A 14,492-nucleotide genomic window follows, 5' to 3' on the forward strand; every position below is an offset into this window, starting at 1 on the left:
CTTTGAGGCAGGGAAACAAACCTTCGATCGTGCGTTACCAGTCTGACAGTCTCCGGCGTGCGCCTCCCTCCTGCATGCCGAATCCTTGGGGAAAACTATGGATGCAGTGCGCATTGTTGAGGATGAGGTAAGAGAACTCATCCGTCGTCGTGGTCTTGATCCGTCCTTGCAGGGGCCGGAAGTGCGGCGGCTTGTCGAGGCTGCGGTTAATGACTACGACGAACGATCGCTCGTCGGTCCGCTGCCGCCGCTGGGCCAACTGGAGCAAGCCCGGCGCCATGTTTTCGACGCTGTGGCCGGCTACGGCGCGCTACAGCCGCTGCTCGACGATCCAGCCATTGAAGAAGTTTGGATTAACTCGCCCTCGGAAATTTACGTCGCGCGGGCAGGCGAGTCGGAGCTTACATCACTGACTCTCACCGAACAGCAGGTCCGCGACCTCGTTGAGAAGATGCTGAAATCGTCCGGTCGAAGGCTGGACCTCTCTTCGCCGTTCGTCGACGCCTCCCTGCCCGACGGGTCGAGGCTGCACGTCGTGATACCGGATGTCACCCGACGCCACTGGGCAGTCAACATCCGAAAGTTCATCTCTCGTGCGACGCGCCTTGAGCATCTGGTCGAACTGGGGTCACTGACGCCGCAGGCCGCCAAGTTCCTCAACGCCGCCGTGGCAAGCGGCCTGAACATACTCGTTTCCGGTGCGACGCAGGCAGGCAAGACCACACTGCTAAATTGCCTTGGAGCCAGCATCGGCTCTCGCGAACGGGTCGTGACTGTCGAGGAAATCTTCGAGCTTCAGTTTCCCTTGCGTGACGTCGTGGGGTTGCAGTGCCGGCAGCCCAACCTTGAGGGTCATGGCGAAATACCGTTGCGACGCCTCGTTAAGGAGGCACTCCGCATGCGTCCCGATCGGCTCATCGTCGGTGAAGTTCGGGAAGCTGAAAGTCTCGATATGCTCATCGCTCTGAATTCGGGCTTGCCTGGAATGTGCAGCGTGCATGCCAACAGTGCCCATGATGCAGTGACCAAAATTTGTACGCTGCCTCTGTTGGCGGGCGCAAACATCTCCAGCGCTTTCGTGGTGCCGACGGTTGCCTCCTGCATCGATTTAGTGGTGCATTGCGTTCGCGAGCGATCCGGGCAACGGCGGGTGGCGGAGATCGTTGCACTGGGGCGCCGCGTCGAGAACGGTGTGATTGAGACCTCGACCTTGTTCAAACGAGCGGATGGTGAGCTGCATGCCACCGCTTCGAGCATGCCTGCCGAGGAGAAGTTCGCGGCCGCCGGCTACACCGTCGCCTCGCTCCTGAGCCCATCATGACCGTTGCAGTCGGTGTGGCACTCGGAGCCGGACTGTTGCTGATCTGGTGGTCGACCTGGGCGGTCCCACCGCGGCCTGCGAAGGCCCGGCGTGGTGCCGGCAAGGTGGAGGAACTGCTCCTGCGGGCCGGCGTAGAGCGCGTATCAGCGGGCGGTTTGCTGGCAGCCAGCGGGATTGCGGCCCTCTTTGTGTTCCTCTTTGTCTTCGTCTTTACGGGCACGCCGGCCATAGCGGCCTGCTTCGCGATCTTCGGCGGGCTGTTGCCGGTCATGCTGGTCCGCTGGCGCGCGCGCAAGCGCACAGCCTCGCTGCGGGAGCTGTGGCCTGATGTAGTAGACCACCTTCGATCCGCCATCCGCGCCGGCTTGTCCCTGCCCGAAGCACTGATGCAGCTAGGCGTAAAGGGGCCGGAGGAATTACGGCCGGCTTTCCGAGAGTTTGCGGGCGATTATCGATCCGGCGGACAATTCGATCAGTCCCTCGATCGCCTGAAGGACCGGCTGGCCGATCCTGTGGCCGACCGCATCGTGGAGGCATTGCGCCTCACCCGCGAGGTCGGCGGCACCGATCTGGGCAGGCTGCTGGGCACCCTCGCGGAATTCCTGCGTGACAGCGCAAGAACCCGAAGCGAGCTTGAGGCACGCCAATCCTGGACCGTAAATGCCGCCAGGCTTGCTGTGGCAGCACCATGGATCGTGTTGGCCCTGCTCTCGACCCGGCCTGAAGCCGTCGCGGCGTACAACACAGCCGGTGGCGCGGTAGTGCTCATCGGGGGACTACTGGTTTCGGCGTTCTGCTACTGGATTATGCTGCGGATCGGCGCCTTGCCTGATGACGAGCGGGTGCTGAGCTGATGGAGTTTGCACTGGCGGCACTCGTGGGCGCATGCCTGGGATCCGGGCTCTGGCTGATATTCGTCCGGCTGCCGATCATGCGTCAGCCGCGGTTCGTTGAGCGCATCGCTCCCCAACTGAAGTCTGTAGACGTGAGCTCAAGACTTTTGCATGCCCAAACGGTTACCCCCTTTGGACCGCTGGAACGAATCATCCGGCCAGTGGCGCGCGACGCCGTCACCTGGCTCAACAGGTTCAGCCCGGCGTCGTCCGTTCTCGCGAGAAGGCTGGAGCAGGCGGGCCGCTCACAATCCGTCCTCGACTTTCGTGCCGAGCAAATCATCTGGGGGAGCATCGGGCTTGCCGCGTCGACAACAATCCTTCTCACTTTGGCGGCCTCCGGCAGTTTCAACGTAATGCTCGCGATCCTCATCGTGTTCGGCAGTGCTGCCGGCGGCTATCTCCTGCGCGATTACCTGCTCGGTGCACAGATTAGGAAGCGGGAAAGCCGCATCCTCGCAGAATTCCCAAGCCTCGCCGAGTTGATGGCCCTCGCCGTCAGCGCGGGCGAGAGCGCTACCGGCGCACTGGAACGTATCTGCAGGACAGGCCACGGTGAGCTGACCAAAGAATTCGCACGCGTTCTTGCCGAAACCCGAGCCGGAACGCCCTTGATGCAGTCCCTTCAGAACTTCTCCAACCGCACCCAACTGGCGCCGCTCGTACGGTTCGTTGACGGCATCAGCGTAGCTGTTGAGAGGGGAACACCGCTCGCCGATGTACTCCGCGCCCAGGCGCAGGACGTGAGGGACCTCTCAAAGCGGGAACTCATGGAATCTGCCGGACGAAAGGAGATCGCCATGATGGTGCCCCTCGTATTTGGCGTCTTGCCGCTCACCGTTCTGTTTGCCGTCTACCCAGGTATTGCCCTGATCAACCTTGGACTCTAATCACCTCAAAGAAAGGAACCAGCATGCGTAACCGCCTCATCGCACGCTTTCTGTTCACGACGACCCTCCTCCGAATCCGTGGGCACCTCACGCACACTGCGGACCACCCCGAGCGCGGTGACGTGCCTGGGTGGGTGATGATCACGCTGATGTCAGCCGTCCTGGTGGCCGCACTTCTGGCTATTGCATCGCCGGCGCTGGAGGGACTGTTCAACGAGGCGATCAACCGCGTCAGTCCATAACGCGGTGACTCTCCTCTCCTCGGGCATGGACAACCGGCACCGGCACCCGAATGAACGGGGCGCCGCAACGGTCGACTTCGCTCTCATCGGCGGCCTGCTGACGATCATCTTCATTGCGATCGTTCAACTCACGCTCGTACTTCATGTGCGAAACACGCTGATCGACGCGGCCTCTTCCGGTGCTCGCTACGGCACTCTCGCCGATCGCTCACCAGCGGATGCAGCAGCGCGCACAAGTTCACTCATCGCCGATGCGATCAACAGCGCCTACGCACAGGACGTGTCGGTGAGCCGGGTCAATCGGGGCGGCTCTGCCGTCCTTCAGGTCACGGTTCGCGCTCCGATTCCCGTGATCGGGCTGATTGGTCCGTCCGGAACCATGGAGGTCAACGGACATGCTGCGCTTCCTTCCTGAGCGCGTCCGCGCAGCTTGGCAAGACAACGACGACGACGGCAGCGCAGTTCTCGAATTCACCTTCCTTGGTCTGCTCTTGCTGGTGCCCGTTGTCTACCTCGTGCTGACTGTGGGCTCAGTGCAGGGGGCGTCATTCGCCGTCGTTGGCGCTGCCGACCAGGCAGCCAAGGTTTTCGTTGACTCGGATAGCCCAGAGGAGGCTTATGCCCGCGCTGAACAGGCTGTGGAGTTCACCATCAACGATTTCGGATTCGCACCCGAAGACGCAGCGGTGACGATTACCTGCGCAGGCACCTGCCTGGAGCCCGGGTCGAGCGTCACCGTCGCCGTCGATCTGAGGGTTCCGCTGCCGCTGATCCCCACGATGCCCGGCCTCAACACGTCAGCAGCCACGGTCGATTCAAGCGCAACCCAGCTCGTGGAGCGTTTCGGATGATGCCGCCGGACCGAAACGTGGATAAGGATGATGACGAACAGGGGCAAATCACTGTTCTGATTATCGGGTACATTTTGCTTTCGCTCCTGGTGGTTGCGGTTGTCACCGCGGTTTCCGCCGTCTACATCGAGCACAAGAAGCTGCTATCGGTAGCGGACGGAGCGGCATTGAGCGCAGCCGATACCTTCTCGGTCGCCTCCATAGATTCAGGCGGCGGGGAACCAGTACCGGAACTTGAGAGCGACTCGGTCTCGCGGGCAGCGGCCGCCTACCTCGAGCGGTCGGGCGCGCCGGCGCGGTTCAATAACCTGAACCTGGACCCTGCGACAGGAGCACCGGATTCGCAAACCGCTCGGGTGGTTCTGACCGCCGTCGTTCATCCGCCGATCGTGAACTTTCTGGTTCCAGCCGGCATCCCTATTGCCGCGACGGCTGATGCGCGAGCGGACCTGACCCGTTAACTCCGACCGCAGGACCATGACGTAGTCTTGAAACACCATGGCAGCTATTGATTTTTCCGCGGAGATCCGCGCCCTTCGTGCAAAATACGACTCCATCGTGGCAGTGACGGACGTCGAGGCGATCCGGACGGAAATCGCCGAACTCAGCGAGCAGGCCGGCGAACCCAACCTGTGGGATGATCCTGCCGCCGCACAGCAAATAACCTCCAGGCTGTCCCACAAGCAGACCGAACTCGACCGCTTGGCCAAGCTGACCGCGCGCATTGATGACCTCGAAGTCCTCGTCGAACTGGCGCAGGATGAGGACGACGAAGAGTCTCGCGTCGAGGCCGTGAAGGAGCTAACGTCCCTGAGCAAGGCGCTGGATGACCTCGAAGTCGTCACACTTCTCGCGGGGGAGTGGGACGAACGCGAAGCCGTCGTCACCATCCGCTCGGGCGCCGGAGGAGTGGATGCCGCAGATTTTGCGGAAATGCTCCTGCGCCTGTATCTCCGCTGGGCGGAACGCCGCGGTTACCCGACTCAGGTGCTCGACACGTCCTACGCCGAAGAAGCGGGCCTCAAGTCAGCTACCTTCGAGGTCAAGGCCCCGTACGCGTTCGGCACCCTGTCCGTCGAAGCAGGTACCCACCGCCTGGTGCGTATCAGCCCCTTCGACAATCAGGGCCGGCGCCAGACCTCCTTTGCGGCGGTCGAGGTGATTCCGCTGATCGAGCAGACTGACTCCATTGACATTCCTGACAACGAAATCCGCGTTGACGTCTTCCGGTCATCCGGCCCCGGCGGCCAATCGGTCAACACCACAGACTCGGCAGTTCGGCTGACGCACATTCCCACGGGCACCGTCGTCTCCATGCAGAACGAGAAGTCGCAGATCCAGAACCGCGCGGCGGCACTGAGGGTTCTTCAGTCCCGGCTTCTCCTGCTCAAGAAGGAGCAGGAAGATGCAGAGAAGAAGGCGCATGCCGGTGACGTCAAGGCGTCCTGGGGAGACCAGATGCGTTCTTACGTGCTGAATCCATACCAGATGGTGAAGGACCTGCGCACCGAGCATGAGGTGGGCAATACGTCCGCAGTGTTCGACGGCGAGATCGATGACTTCATCGACGCGGGAATTCGCTGGCGCGCCAACAACCGCAACAGCGGAGAGTGAGCCGGCGGCGCTGTTCGGCACGATGCCGCCCGTTATGGATCCGCGACACACCGTGATGGTGCCTGCCGCAGCGCGGAACTGCTGCCTATAGTCGAGAAGGCCGGTCTCCCTTTCCCCACCCATGCCCATGTACCGGCAGTGTTATGTGGGCGCAGAGTAGTCATGATCAGATTCGAGCAAGTTACCAAGGTCTACGACCAGAAATCGAAGCCGGCACTGGACAGTGTCAGCCTTGATGTCGACCGTGACGAGTTCGTTTTTCTGGTTGGCGCATCCGGCTCCGGTAAGTCGACGTTCATCCGCCTGGTGCTCAAAGAAGACAGGGCAACACGCGGCGCTGTGTATGTGGCCGGGCAGAACGTCGCCAATATCCCGAGCTGGCGCGTTCCGCGGCTGAGACGCGGTATCGGCGTCGTCTTTCAGGATTTCCGGCTGCTGCCCAACAAATCCGTCTTCGCCAACGTGGCTTTTGCAATGCAGGTCATCGGGAAGAGCCGGGCCGTGATCCGCGAAACCGTCCCGGAAGTGCTGAAGACGGTGGGCCTCGAAGGCAAGAACAACCGCATGCCGCATGAACTTTCCGGCGGCGAGCAGCAGCGTGTGGCCATTGCCCGTGCGATCGTGAACAAGCCCGGGATTTTGCTTGCGGATGAGCCCACCGGGAACCTGGACCCGACCACCTCTATGGGCATCATGAAGGTGCTCGACAAGATCAACCAGAACGGCACCACGGTAGTGATGGCAACCCACGACGACGACATCGTGAACACGATGCGCAAACGCGTCGTTGAACTTCGGGACGGCTCCGTGGTCCGCGACGATGCGCAGGGCATCTACATCGGAGAAACGACGACGACGGCGGCTGCCGGATGAGGTTCGCATTCGTACTTGGGGAGATCGCTTCAGGGATGCGACGAAACCTCGTGATGGTGGTTTCGGTGGTGCTCGTTACTTTCATCTCGCTCACCTTCGTGGGCGCGGCGGGGCTGCTGCAGCTGCAGATCAACCAGATGAAGGGGTACTGGTATGACCGCGTGCAGGTGGCCGTGTTTCTCTGCGTTGAGAACTCCACCTCGGAGAGCTGCGCATCGGGCCCCGTTACTGATGAGCAACGCAGTGCCATTGAAGCGAAGCTGAACTCGCCCGAACTGAGCAGTTATGTGGACACAGTGGAGTACGAGTCGCAGGATCAGGCACTGGTCCACTTCCGTGAACAGCTCGCAAACTCGCCGATCGTGGAGGCCGTGACGGCCGATCAGCTTCCGGAGTCCTTCCGCGTTGGTCTCGTCGACCCGGAAAAGTACGAGGTCATCAGCGAGGCTTTCTCCTCTGAACCAGGGGTGGATATCGTTAGCGACCAGCGCGAGTATCTCGAGGAGATCTTCGGCTACATCAATATCGCCTCGCTCGTCGCCTTGGGTATTGCCGTAGTGATGAGCGTTGGTGCCATCCTGCTGGTTGCAACCACAATTCGTCTCTCGGCGTTCAGCCGAAGACGGGAGACGGGCATCATGCGTCTGGTCGGCGCAAGTAAGGCGATCATCCAGCTCCCCTTCGTTCTTGAGGGAGTCATCGCCGCCATTCTGGGAGCTGCCATCGCTTCGGGGACGCTCTGGGCTGTTCTGCGCTACGGCGGGGAATGGCTGTCCCGGGAGTATCCGCAGATGGGCTTCATCTCCACCCAGGAGCTTCTGCTCGTGGTTCCTGCACTGTTCCTCCTGGGTGCATTGCTGGCAGGCGCTTCATCGCTCCTAACCCTCAGACGCTACTTGAAGGTTTAGGGTAGGTTCTTGTGAGAAATGAGACTGTATGCGCAGCGTGAACTTATGTTCGCTTCGTTGGATTCCCCGCCCACCGGCGTTCAAGACGCTGACTGCTCTGTCGCTGGCCGCCGTGGCCGGTCTGACGTTGACGTTGAGCGGTCCCGTCCACGCTGATCAGCTCGAGGACCGCAAGTCCGCCCTCGAGGAGCAGATCGCTGAAGTTCAGCAGTCGATCGAGTACCTCGACGAGGACATCACTGAAACCATCGCCCAGCTGAAGGTGTACCAGGGTCAGCTCCCGGGTGCGCAGCAGTCGCTTGCGGATGCGCAGGGTCGCGTTGAAGCTGCAACGAGCGAGGTCAACGCCCTCGCGCAGCGGGTGCAGCTGGCGCAGGAAACCAAGAACAAGCTCACCGAACAGCTGAAGCAGGACGAAGCCGAGATGGCTGAAACCCGGAAGGTGATTGGCCAGATCGCGACGCAGGCGTACAAGAGCGGGGGAGTGCCGACTGGCCTCTCGCTGATGCTTGGGAGCAACGGTTCTGATGGCTTCGCATCCATGGAGCTCGTGGAGCAGGCACTCCGTAACCAGAATTCCGCCCTCGAGCGCATGGCGCAGCAAAACGCCACCAACGTGAACTCGCAGGCGCGGCTGGTCGCGGTTGAAGAGGAGATCGTTGACCTGAAGGCGAAGGCCGAGGCTGCACTCGCGGCGGAACAGGTTGCCAGGGATGAAGCCGCTGCCGAGAAGGCAAAGGTCGACAAACTCATCTCCGACACGTCAACGCTGTCCGAGAAGCTGCAGAAGCAGAAGCCGGTGATCGAGGCAAAGCTCGCCGAAGTCGAAGAGGCGCACCAGCAGGTCGTGGTCGACATAGCGGAACGCCAACGCAGGCTGATCGAAGAAGCCCGCAAGCGGGAAGAGGCCAGGCTCAAGGCCGAGGCCGAGGAGCGGGCACGAATCGAGAATGAGCGACGCGCAGCGGCGGCAGCGGAGGCCAACCGCCGCGCGGCAGCAGAGGCAGCGGAGGCAAACAGGCGTGCAGCGGAAGCAGCGGCAGCCGCCAATCGCCCGAAACCGCCTCCCGTCGTCGTACCTGCCCCGATAGTCCCGAAGCCGGTTGCGCCCGTAATCGTTCCGCCGCCGGCGTCCAGCCCGTCGGCTTTCGGGCTGCGCTCTCCCGTGAGCGGCCCGATCACCTCCGGCTACGGATGGCGTCCAACTCCGTTGGGCACCATCGATTTCAATGGCTCCGGCGGCTACACCCACACCGGAATTGACTACGGGGTGAACTGCGGAACCCCGCTGTATGCCCCGGCGGCCGGCGAAGTCTGGTACGCGGATTCCAACGCCCTTCCGGGTGCCGGCAACCGGATTGTGCTCAACCACGGCGTGGTCGGAGGCAACGCGCTGGCTACCAACTTCTACCACTTGGCGAGCTACCTCGTGGGCCCGGGACAGCGTGTGAGCGCCGGACAGCTGATCGGTTACACGGGTACCACCGGCAACTCGAACGGCTGCCATTTGCACTTCGAGACCGTGCTCAACGGCAGTCTGGTTGACCCGATGGGCCTGCTCTAGCACTTGGATACGGCGAACGGACCTGCGCTGTGGACGCGCACAGCGCAGGTCCGGCCCAACGCCGTAGACTAGGACGCGTTGTTCGCCTTCAGTCTTGAAGCGCACCGCACTATTGAAGGAGTTGAACCGTGCCCAAGGAAAGTGGCCGTCAGGTAGTGGCCACCAATCGGAAGGCCCGGCACGACTACCAGGTGCTGGACACCTATGAAGCAGGAATTGCCCTCCAAGGTACCGAGGTGAAGTCACTCAGGGCCGGCCGGGCGTCCCTGGTTGACGGGTTCGCCATCTTCTACAATGACGAGCTCTGGCTCGAGGGAATCCACATCCCCGAATACACGCAGGGCAGCTGGACCAACCATGCTGCACGCCGGCGTCGTAAGCTCCTTCTGCACCGCGAAGAGCTCACAAAGATCTCCCACAAGATCCGCGAGAGCGGATACACCATCGTGCCTTTGCAGCTGTACTTCCTCAACGGACGCGCGAAGGTGGAGATCGGTATTGCTCGCGGTAAGCGGGAGTATGACAAGCGCCAGACGCTGCGTGAGCAGCAGGACAGCCGCGAAGCGCAGCGCGCCATGCGGGAACGGAACCTTGGGGCATGAGCGATGTCTTCTGGGATGCCCAGGAACCCGACGAGGCCGAGGAAGAGTCCGAGCTCAAGTACAAGCGCCCCTGGTGGGTGACGGTCGGAGCCATCGTGAACCTGCTGTTGCTGTTCGCCGTAGTTCCCGCTGGGTTCCTGTCGCTGATTCCGTTCTTCTTCCTGATTTACGTGTATTTTGCACAGATCCTCGTGTGGATCTCTCCGATCCTGATCCTGCTCAACATGGCCGTATTTTGGTGGAGCTTCCGTCGCAAGCAGGCAGCGACGACGGCGCTGGCGGCTCTGGGGTTGGCGTTCGTGGCCGTTTCCTTCGTTGTCCTGATGCTGTGGCAGGCGCAGATCGTCATCCTTGGAATCAGGTTCTAGCATCCGCTGCCGGTTTTCGGGACTTCCGGAATGATTCGGGAAGTGGTTGCGTTAGACTAGGTATCCCGGAGCAACCCGGGGAGACAGCGAGTAGAATGGCTGCTTGAAAATTGAACATGGGGATGACAGGTTTCGACGATGTTAGTCGCGACAGGTGAAGCGGGCCGAGGATACAGAGTTATCTCGTAAACGCTCTCTGTAAAACAATAAGTGCCGAACAAAAGCGCACTGACTTCGCTCTCGCTGCCTAAGCAGCCGAGCTAGTCCGTCAGCCCGGGTATGCTCTCGACCCGGATCCTGGCGTCATTTAGAGGGCCACTGCTCTTGGTTTTCGTTGCAGGAACCAAGGGGACTCTTATGCAACTGAGCTTGGCAGCCACTTGTTTGCATGATGGCTGGAGCTGAGAAAAACCGACGCAAACTGCGCCCGGAGAAGCCCTGACTACACTGCATCGGACGCGGGTTCAATTCCCGCCATCTCCACTGACTAAGCCCCGGTTCGCCGGGGCTTTTTCTCTGCCTTTCGCAGCATTCAGTCCTGCTGATCGGAAAGATATCCACAGGTTCGTCACGGCAGGCGGCGTGTTTCTGTACGTTTGACCTCATGCCGTCCCGCTTCACAACCGCCTGGATTCATATGCCTTTCCTGCGCTCCGGCTCTCGCGCTCTTCTTCCCGCCGCGATGACGACGGCCATCGCCTGCTCCCTGCTGGTCGCGCCGTCGGCCGGAGCTTCGCCTATCCCGGCGAAGGTCCTCCCCGATGAGGTCGTGGCGGCCCCCGCCACGGCAGGATCGGAGGCGACGGCATCCACCGGGCGCTTCATCATCACCTTCGAGGACGGCCCCGCTGCGGTGCAAGGCGCCAAGGCGAACGCGTTTGGTCGCCTGGCGAAGGATCTCGGCCTGTCCGTCAGGGAGGTCCGCGAGACGGCGGACGGCGCCGTGGTGGTCAAAGCCGATGGTGAAGTATCAACCGTGGCTGCGGACGGCGTTGTCGCGGCACTTAACGAACTGCCAGGCATTGTGCATGTCCAGGAGGATGTGCTCATGCGGCCGCTCGCCGGGGTCAACGATCCCGGCTTCAGGGACCAGTGGAACCTTTTCGGCGAGCCGGCAGGCCTTCGTGTCCCGGCTGCGTGGGACCGGTCAACCGGGGCCGGTCAGACAATCGCAATCCTGGACACCGGAATCACCCCTCACACTGATTTGGACGCTAACGTGCTGCCCGGCTATGACTTCGTTGCGGATCCGGCAATCGCCGTTGACGGCAACACAGGGCGTGATGCCGACCCTAGCGATCCCGGCGATGCCTGTCTGGACCCGGAACCTGGCGCGGAACCCACCGAATCATCCTGGCACGGCACGCATGTGGCAGGTATCGCGGCCGCAATGGGTAACAACAGCAAGGGAATGGCAGGGGTGGCCTATAGGGCCAAACTCCTTCCTCTGCGTGTAATGGGAGCCTGCGGAGGGCTCCTCAGCGACACCGCTGATGCCATCAGATGGGCGGTGGGCGGCACGGTCGCCTGGACCGAGAACGGAATCTCGCACACGCTTCCGGCGAACCCTCACCCCGCCAGGGTCGTCAACATGAGCCTGGGAGCAGAGGAAGTATGCAGCCCGTATCTGCAGCAGGCTATTGACTTCGCGGTGCAGCAGGGGTCCGTCATCATCGCCGCTGCGGGCAATGAATCCCAGCCCGCAACCAACGTGATGCCCGCGAACTGCCACAACGTGATCACCGTCGGCGCTACTAGTCGAGCCGGCAACCACGCCAGCTACAGCAACTTCGGCCCGGAGGTGGACTTCAGTGCGCCAGGCGGAGACGGCAGCACCGGAGCTGAAAATATCCTCTCCACCATGAACAGCGGAAGGACAGCACCGGTGGCCGAGGCCTACGGGTACATGCAGGGAACGTCCATGGCTGCACCGCATGTTGCCGGCGTCGCAGCGCTCATGCTTTCGGTCAACCCGGCGTTGAGCCCGGAAGACATCGAACGAATCCTCGCTGATTCCACCCGGCCGCTGACCCGCGCCTGCGCCAACGGCTGCGGCACCGGTACCGTCGACGCCAACGCGGCCGTCTGGTGGGCGGCAGGTTTCCCGCCGTCTATCCGTGGTACTGCCGATGTCGTCGCTGCTGATGCTGCGGGCACACTCTGGAACTATCCATCGAACGGAAAGGGCGGATTCGCCCAGCGGGCAAGGATCGGCAGCGGGTGGTCCGCGCTGAAGAATGGCTTCGTCACTGATTGGAATCAGGACGGGGTGCTTGACCTGGTTGCGCAGTGGAAGGATGGGCGGCTGACGCACTATGCCGGAATAACCAGCGGAGGCTTCCAGCCGGCGCAGACAATCGGCAACGGCTGGGGCAGCTACTTTGTGACGGTCGGCAAGTGGCGCTCCGGAGATCGGTATCCGGGCATCGTTGCCTACGATCCGCAGGGCGCACTGTGGCACTACCCGAACCCGTCAGGCGGCGTGCTCGGCCCGCGGACGCGCATCGGTACCGGTTGGAATGGTCTTTACCTGACCATGACTGATTTCGACGGCGACTCCCGCATGGACATCCTCGCGAAGAAGGCTGACGGAAAGCTCATTCAGTACCGTTCCAACGGGACAGGTCAGTTCCTGTCGGAATCCCGCAGGACAATCGGCACGGGGTGGCGGAGTGTCAACTCCATGGGCTCCCTCCCCGGGTTCGACCAGTCCGGCGGGCAGGCCTTGATGACCCGGCTCACCGACGGCCGGCTCGCCTACTATCCCTTCGCCGCCGGCCGCTGGGCGGCCCGATCGATTGTCGGATCCGGCTGGAGCGACTACAACCTATTCCGCTGATTCGGCACACGAACCACCTCAAGGACCCGCGAACGTACACTGAACACATGAGTTCGGTGAACGGCCGCCCGTCGTGGCTGCCCCCGCTTCCGCCTCCGCACCGCGGCCGTGCGCTGATCGCGGTGGGTCTGGTGCTAGTCATCGCGACATTTATTTACATCTTCATCATGAGCTACGTCGGTGGAACGCACACGCTATACACGCTGCTGCCGTTGGCAACCGGACTGATCTGCCTCATCGTAGGCCTCACCAGACGAAACGAGGGGCGCTAGGTCAGCGTCTCGGGCCCAGGATCGAGCTCTGGATTGCCACCGCTGCGGCGCCTCGAGCCCACTGGCCGAAGTCGGTCGGTTCACGTGTCAGGTGCACCGGCGCTGCCTCGGGGTCCCGGTGTTCGTGGACTGACGCCCTGATCTCCTCGGCTGCAATATCGGCGAGAGCCGCGCCCTCGCCGGACAGGACCACGAGATTCACCATGGTGAGGTTGGCTACCGCAGCAATGAGGACACCAAGGGCAGTGCCCGCGTTCTTCACCACCAGCGCGGCGAGCCTTTCTCCGCTTCGCGCCCGTTGCAGGACCTCTTCGTAGGTGCATTCCTCCTCGGTGGCCATCCGCACCTGGCCACTGATGGCCGCCATGGTGAGCACAGCCCCAGCGCATCCACGGTGACCCTCCCTGCACAGTGGGCCGGCGGAGTCCACAGGGTAATGCCCGACGAGGCCGAGCCCGGCATCAACGGGGGCAATGACCCTGTCATTGATCACCAGGCCGTAGCCCACGCCCGCCCCCACCGTAAGTACCGCAAAGTTGCTGATACCCCTGCCCGCCCCGAACCATTGCTCACCCACGGTGAGGGCAACGACGTCGTTCTCCACGGTGACCGGGATGCCGGTTCGCTCCTGAACCAGGGAACCGAGCGGTACATCGCGCCACTGCAGAAAGGGTGCCCGCAGGACCGTGCCGTCGTCGCTGACCTTGCCGCCGATGCTGATCCCGATGCCGTCCGCCACCTGGCCGTCGTTCAGCCTGCCGACCACGGAGACAATCGCTTCAACGACGTCGGAGACAGCGTGGCTGACAAGCGGTTCCTCGGCAGCGGCAACTGTCTGGCACCGCAGGTCCGTTGCCACGCCGGAAGCGGCGGTACCGGTGAGTTTGATGCCGATGAACCGGTGCGTGCCGCCGGGCACCTCAAGTGGCCTGGTGGGACGGCCGACTCCGCCTTCAATTACTTCGCGGCCCTCCTGCAGGATCCCGGCTTCGATCAACGGCTTACTCAGGCGGGTCAGGCTCGCCACAGAGAGGCCAAGACGCCGTGACAATTCGCCGCGGGACAGCGGACCGCCGATCAGGACCTCCCTGGCAAGCAGACGGGAGGGGCTGTCAGGAGAGAGGGACGCGACCACGTTCATGAGCGTACCTTTCACCGGAGAGTAGTTTCCATAACGAAAATATAATCGTTGTTTCTGGATCTGTCACACGCGGATTCGGCGCACAATGTGATGATTGACACTTACTTAGTTCTA

General features: G+C 62.2%; 16 protein-coding genes and 1 other RNA gene. 16 read left to right on the plus strand and 1 reads right to left on the minus strand.

The features are described from left to right. Nucleotides 1-97 precede the first annotated feature (97 nt). The 16 genes from ABFX19_RS08265 (at nucleotide 98) to ABFX19_RS08340 (ending at nucleotide 13,237) form a co-directional block, all read left to right on the plus strand. Nucleotides 98-1,321, plus strand: a complete 1,224-nt coding sequence (locus tag ABFX19_RS08265) for a TadA family conjugal transfer-associated ATPase (RefSeq protein WP_346028078.1) — start codon at nucleotides 98-100, stop codon at nucleotides 1,319-1,321. Then, a complete protein-coding gene (locus tag ABFX19_RS08270) occupies nucleotides 1,318-2,175 on the plus strand; it encodes a type II secretion system F family protein (RefSeq protein WP_346028079.1) in 858 nt (285 codons plus the stop codon). Before ABFX19_RS08265 ends, ABFX19_RS08270 begins: the two co-directional genes overlap by 4 nt. Then, complete coding sequence (locus tag ABFX19_RS08275; RefSeq protein WP_277357914.1) at nucleotides 2,175-3,104, plus strand: type II secretion system F family protein; 930 nt, start codon at nucleotides 2,175-2,177, stop codon at nucleotides 3,102-3,104. The genes ABFX19_RS08270 and ABFX19_RS08275 overlap by 1 nt, the downstream gene beginning before the upstream one ends. 23 nt (nucleotides 3,105-3,127) lie before the next feature. After that, complete coding sequence (locus tag ABFX19_RS08280; protein WP_277357913.1) at nucleotides 3,128-3,346, plus strand: hypothetical protein; 219 nt, start codon at nucleotides 3,128-3,130, stop codon at nucleotides 3,344-3,346. A gap of 25 nt (nucleotides 3,347-3,371) precedes the next feature. After that, on the plus strand, nucleotides 3,372-3,761 hold the full coding sequence (locus ABFX19_RS08285) for a TadE/TadG family type IV pilus assembly protein (RefSeq protein ID WP_346028411.1): 390 nt from the start codon (nucleotides 3,372-3,374) through the stop codon (nucleotides 3,759-3,761). Beyond that, complete coding sequence (locus tag ABFX19_RS08290; RefSeq protein ID WP_277357912.1) at nucleotides 3,742-4,197, plus strand: hypothetical protein; 456 nt, start codon at nucleotides 3,742-3,744, stop codon at nucleotides 4,195-4,197. The genes ABFX19_RS08285 and ABFX19_RS08290 overlap by 20 nt, the downstream gene beginning before the upstream one ends. A 17-nt stretch (nucleotides 4,198-4,214) precedes the next feature. Next, complete coding sequence (locus ABFX19_RS08295; protein WP_346028080.1) at nucleotides 4,215-4,658, plus strand: pilus assembly protein TadG-related protein; 444 nt, start codon at nucleotides 4,215-4,217, stop codon at nucleotides 4,656-4,658. Between the two features lie 37 nt (nucleotides 4,659-4,695). Next, a complete protein-coding gene (gene prfB / locus ABFX19_RS08300) occupies nucleotides 4,696-5,811 on the plus strand; it encodes a peptide chain release factor 2 (RefSeq protein ID WP_277357910.1) in 1,116 nt (371 codons plus the stop codon). 162 nt (nucleotides 5,812-5,973) lie between these two features. Further along, the gene (gene ftsE / locus ABFX19_RS08305) at nucleotides 5,974-6,684 is read left to right on the plus strand and encodes a cell division ATP-binding protein FtsE (protein WP_277357909.1); all 711 of its coding nucleotides are present in this window, start codon (nucleotides 5,974-5,976) and stop codon (nucleotides 6,682-6,684) included. Continuing rightward, nucleotides 6,681-7,592 (plus strand): permease-like cell division protein FtsX, encoded by a 912-nt coding sequence (ftsX, locus tag ABFX19_RS08310; RefSeq protein WP_277357908.1) that lies wholly within the window; start codon nucleotides 6,681-6,683, stop codon nucleotides 7,590-7,592. Before ftsE ends, ftsX begins: the two co-directional genes overlap by 4 nt. Nucleotides 7,593-7,620: 28 nt before the next feature. After that, nucleotides 7,621-9,156, plus strand: a complete 1,536-nt coding sequence (locus ABFX19_RS08315) for a M23 family metallopeptidase (protein ID WP_277357907.1) — start codon at nucleotides 7,621-7,623, stop codon at nucleotides 9,154-9,156. Between the two features lie 128 nt (nucleotides 9,157-9,284). Further along, nucleotides 9,285-9,758 (plus strand): SsrA-binding protein SmpB, encoded by a 474-nt coding sequence (gene smpB, locus ABFX19_RS08320; RefSeq protein WP_277357906.1) that lies wholly within the window; start codon nucleotides 9,285-9,287, stop codon nucleotides 9,756-9,758. Next, nucleotides 9,755-10,126: a hypothetical protein gene (locus ABFX19_RS08325; protein ID WP_277357905.1), complete on the plus strand. Its 372-nt coding sequence runs from the start codon at nucleotides 9,755-9,757 to the stop codon at nucleotides 10,124-10,126. Before smpB ends, ABFX19_RS08325 begins: the two co-directional genes overlap by 4 nt. 118 nt (nucleotides 10,127-10,244) lie before the next feature. Further along, nucleotides 10,245-10,612: a transfer-messenger RNA gene (ssrA, locus tag ABFX19_RS08330) on the plus strand. 118 nt (nucleotides 10,613-10,730) lie between these two features. Continuing rightward, nucleotides 10,731-12,965, plus strand: coding sequence for a S8 family serine peptidase (locus ABFX19_RS08335; protein WP_346028081.1), 2,235 nt, complete (start codon nucleotides 10,731-10,733; stop codon nucleotides 12,963-12,965). A 47-nt stretch (nucleotides 12,966-13,012) separates the two neighbouring features. Further along, entirely contained in the window at nucleotides 13,013-13,237 is a 225-nt protein-coding gene (locus tag ABFX19_RS08340) for a hypothetical protein (protein WP_277357903.1), read from the plus strand. A 1-nt stretch (nucleotide 13,238) separates the two neighbouring features. On the opposite strand, the gene ABFX19_RS08345 is transcribed toward ABFX19_RS08340, so the two are convergent. Continuing rightward, nucleotides 13,239-14,378: an ROK family protein gene (locus tag ABFX19_RS08345; RefSeq protein WP_346028082.1), complete on the minus strand. Its 1,140-nt coding sequence runs from the start codon at nucleotides 14,376-14,378 to the stop codon at nucleotides 13,239-13,241. Between the last annotated feature and the right edge of the window lie 114 nt (nucleotides 14,379-14,492).

This window comes from Arthrobacter parietis (assembly GCF_039530425.1).
In the GTDB taxonomy this organism is placed as follows: Bacteria; Actinomycetota; Actinomycetes; order Actinomycetales; family Micrococcaceae; genus Arthrobacter_D; species Arthrobacter_D parietis.

What these genes read in the sequence shown, in the direction of transcription:
- ftsX (WP_277357908.1), top strand. Translation starts at nt 6,681, where the DNA reads ATGAGGTTCGCATTCGTACTTGGGGAGATCGCTTCAGGGATGCGACGA.
- ABFX19_RS08340 (WP_277357903.1), top strand. Translation starts at nt 13,013, where the DNA reads ATGAGTTCGGTGAACGGCCGCCCGTCGTGGCTGCCCCCGCTTCCGCCT.
- ABFX19_RS08280 (WP_277357913.1), top strand. Translation starts at nt 3,128, where the DNA reads ATGCGTAACCGCCTCATCGCACGCTTTCTGTTCACGACGACCCTCCTC.
- ABFX19_RS08275 (WP_277357914.1), top strand. Translation starts at nt 2,175, where the DNA reads ATGGAGTTTGCACTGGCGGCACTCGTGGGCGCATGCCTGGGATCCGGG.
- ABFX19_RS08345 (WP_346028082.1), bottom strand. Translation starts at nt 14,378, where the DNA reads ATGAACGTGGTCGCGTCCCTCTCTCCTGACAGCCCCTCCCGTCTGCTT.
- ABFX19_RS08325 (WP_277357905.1), top strand. Translation starts at nt 9,755, where the DNA reads ATGAGCGATGTCTTCTGGGATGCCCAGGAACCCGACGAGGCCGAGGAA.
- ftsE (WP_277357909.1), top strand. Translation starts at nt 5,974, where the DNA reads ATGATCAGATTCGAGCAAGTTACCAAGGTCTACGACCAGAAATCGAAG.
- ABFX19_RS08265 (WP_346028078.1), top strand. Translation starts at nt 98, where the DNA reads ATGGATGCAGTGCGCATTGTTGAGGATGAGGTAAGAGAACTCATCCGT.
- prfB (WP_277357910.1), top strand. Translation starts at nt 4,696, where the DNA reads ATGGCAGCTATTGATTTTTCCGCGGAGATCCGCGCCCTTCGTGCAAAA.
- ABFX19_RS08270 (WP_346028079.1), top strand. Translation starts at nt 1,318, where the DNA reads ATGACCGTTGCAGTCGGTGTGGCACTCGGAGCCGGACTGTTGCTGATC.
- ABFX19_RS08290 (WP_277357912.1), top strand. Translation starts at nt 3,742, where the DNA reads ATGCTGCGCTTCCTTCCTGAGCGCGTCCGCGCAGCTTGGCAAGACAAC.
- ABFX19_RS08315 (WP_277357907.1), top strand. Translation starts at nt 7,621, where the DNA reads ATGCGCAGCGTGAACTTATGTTCGCTTCGTTGGATTCCCCGCCCACCG.
- ABFX19_RS08335 (WP_346028081.1), top strand. Translation starts at nt 10,731, where the DNA reads ATGCCGTCCCGCTTCACAACCGCCTGGATTCATATGCCTTTCCTGCGC.
- ABFX19_RS08285 (WP_346028411.1), top strand. Translation starts at nt 3,372, where the DNA reads ATGGACAACCGGCACCGGCACCCGAATGAACGGGGCGCCGCAACGGTC.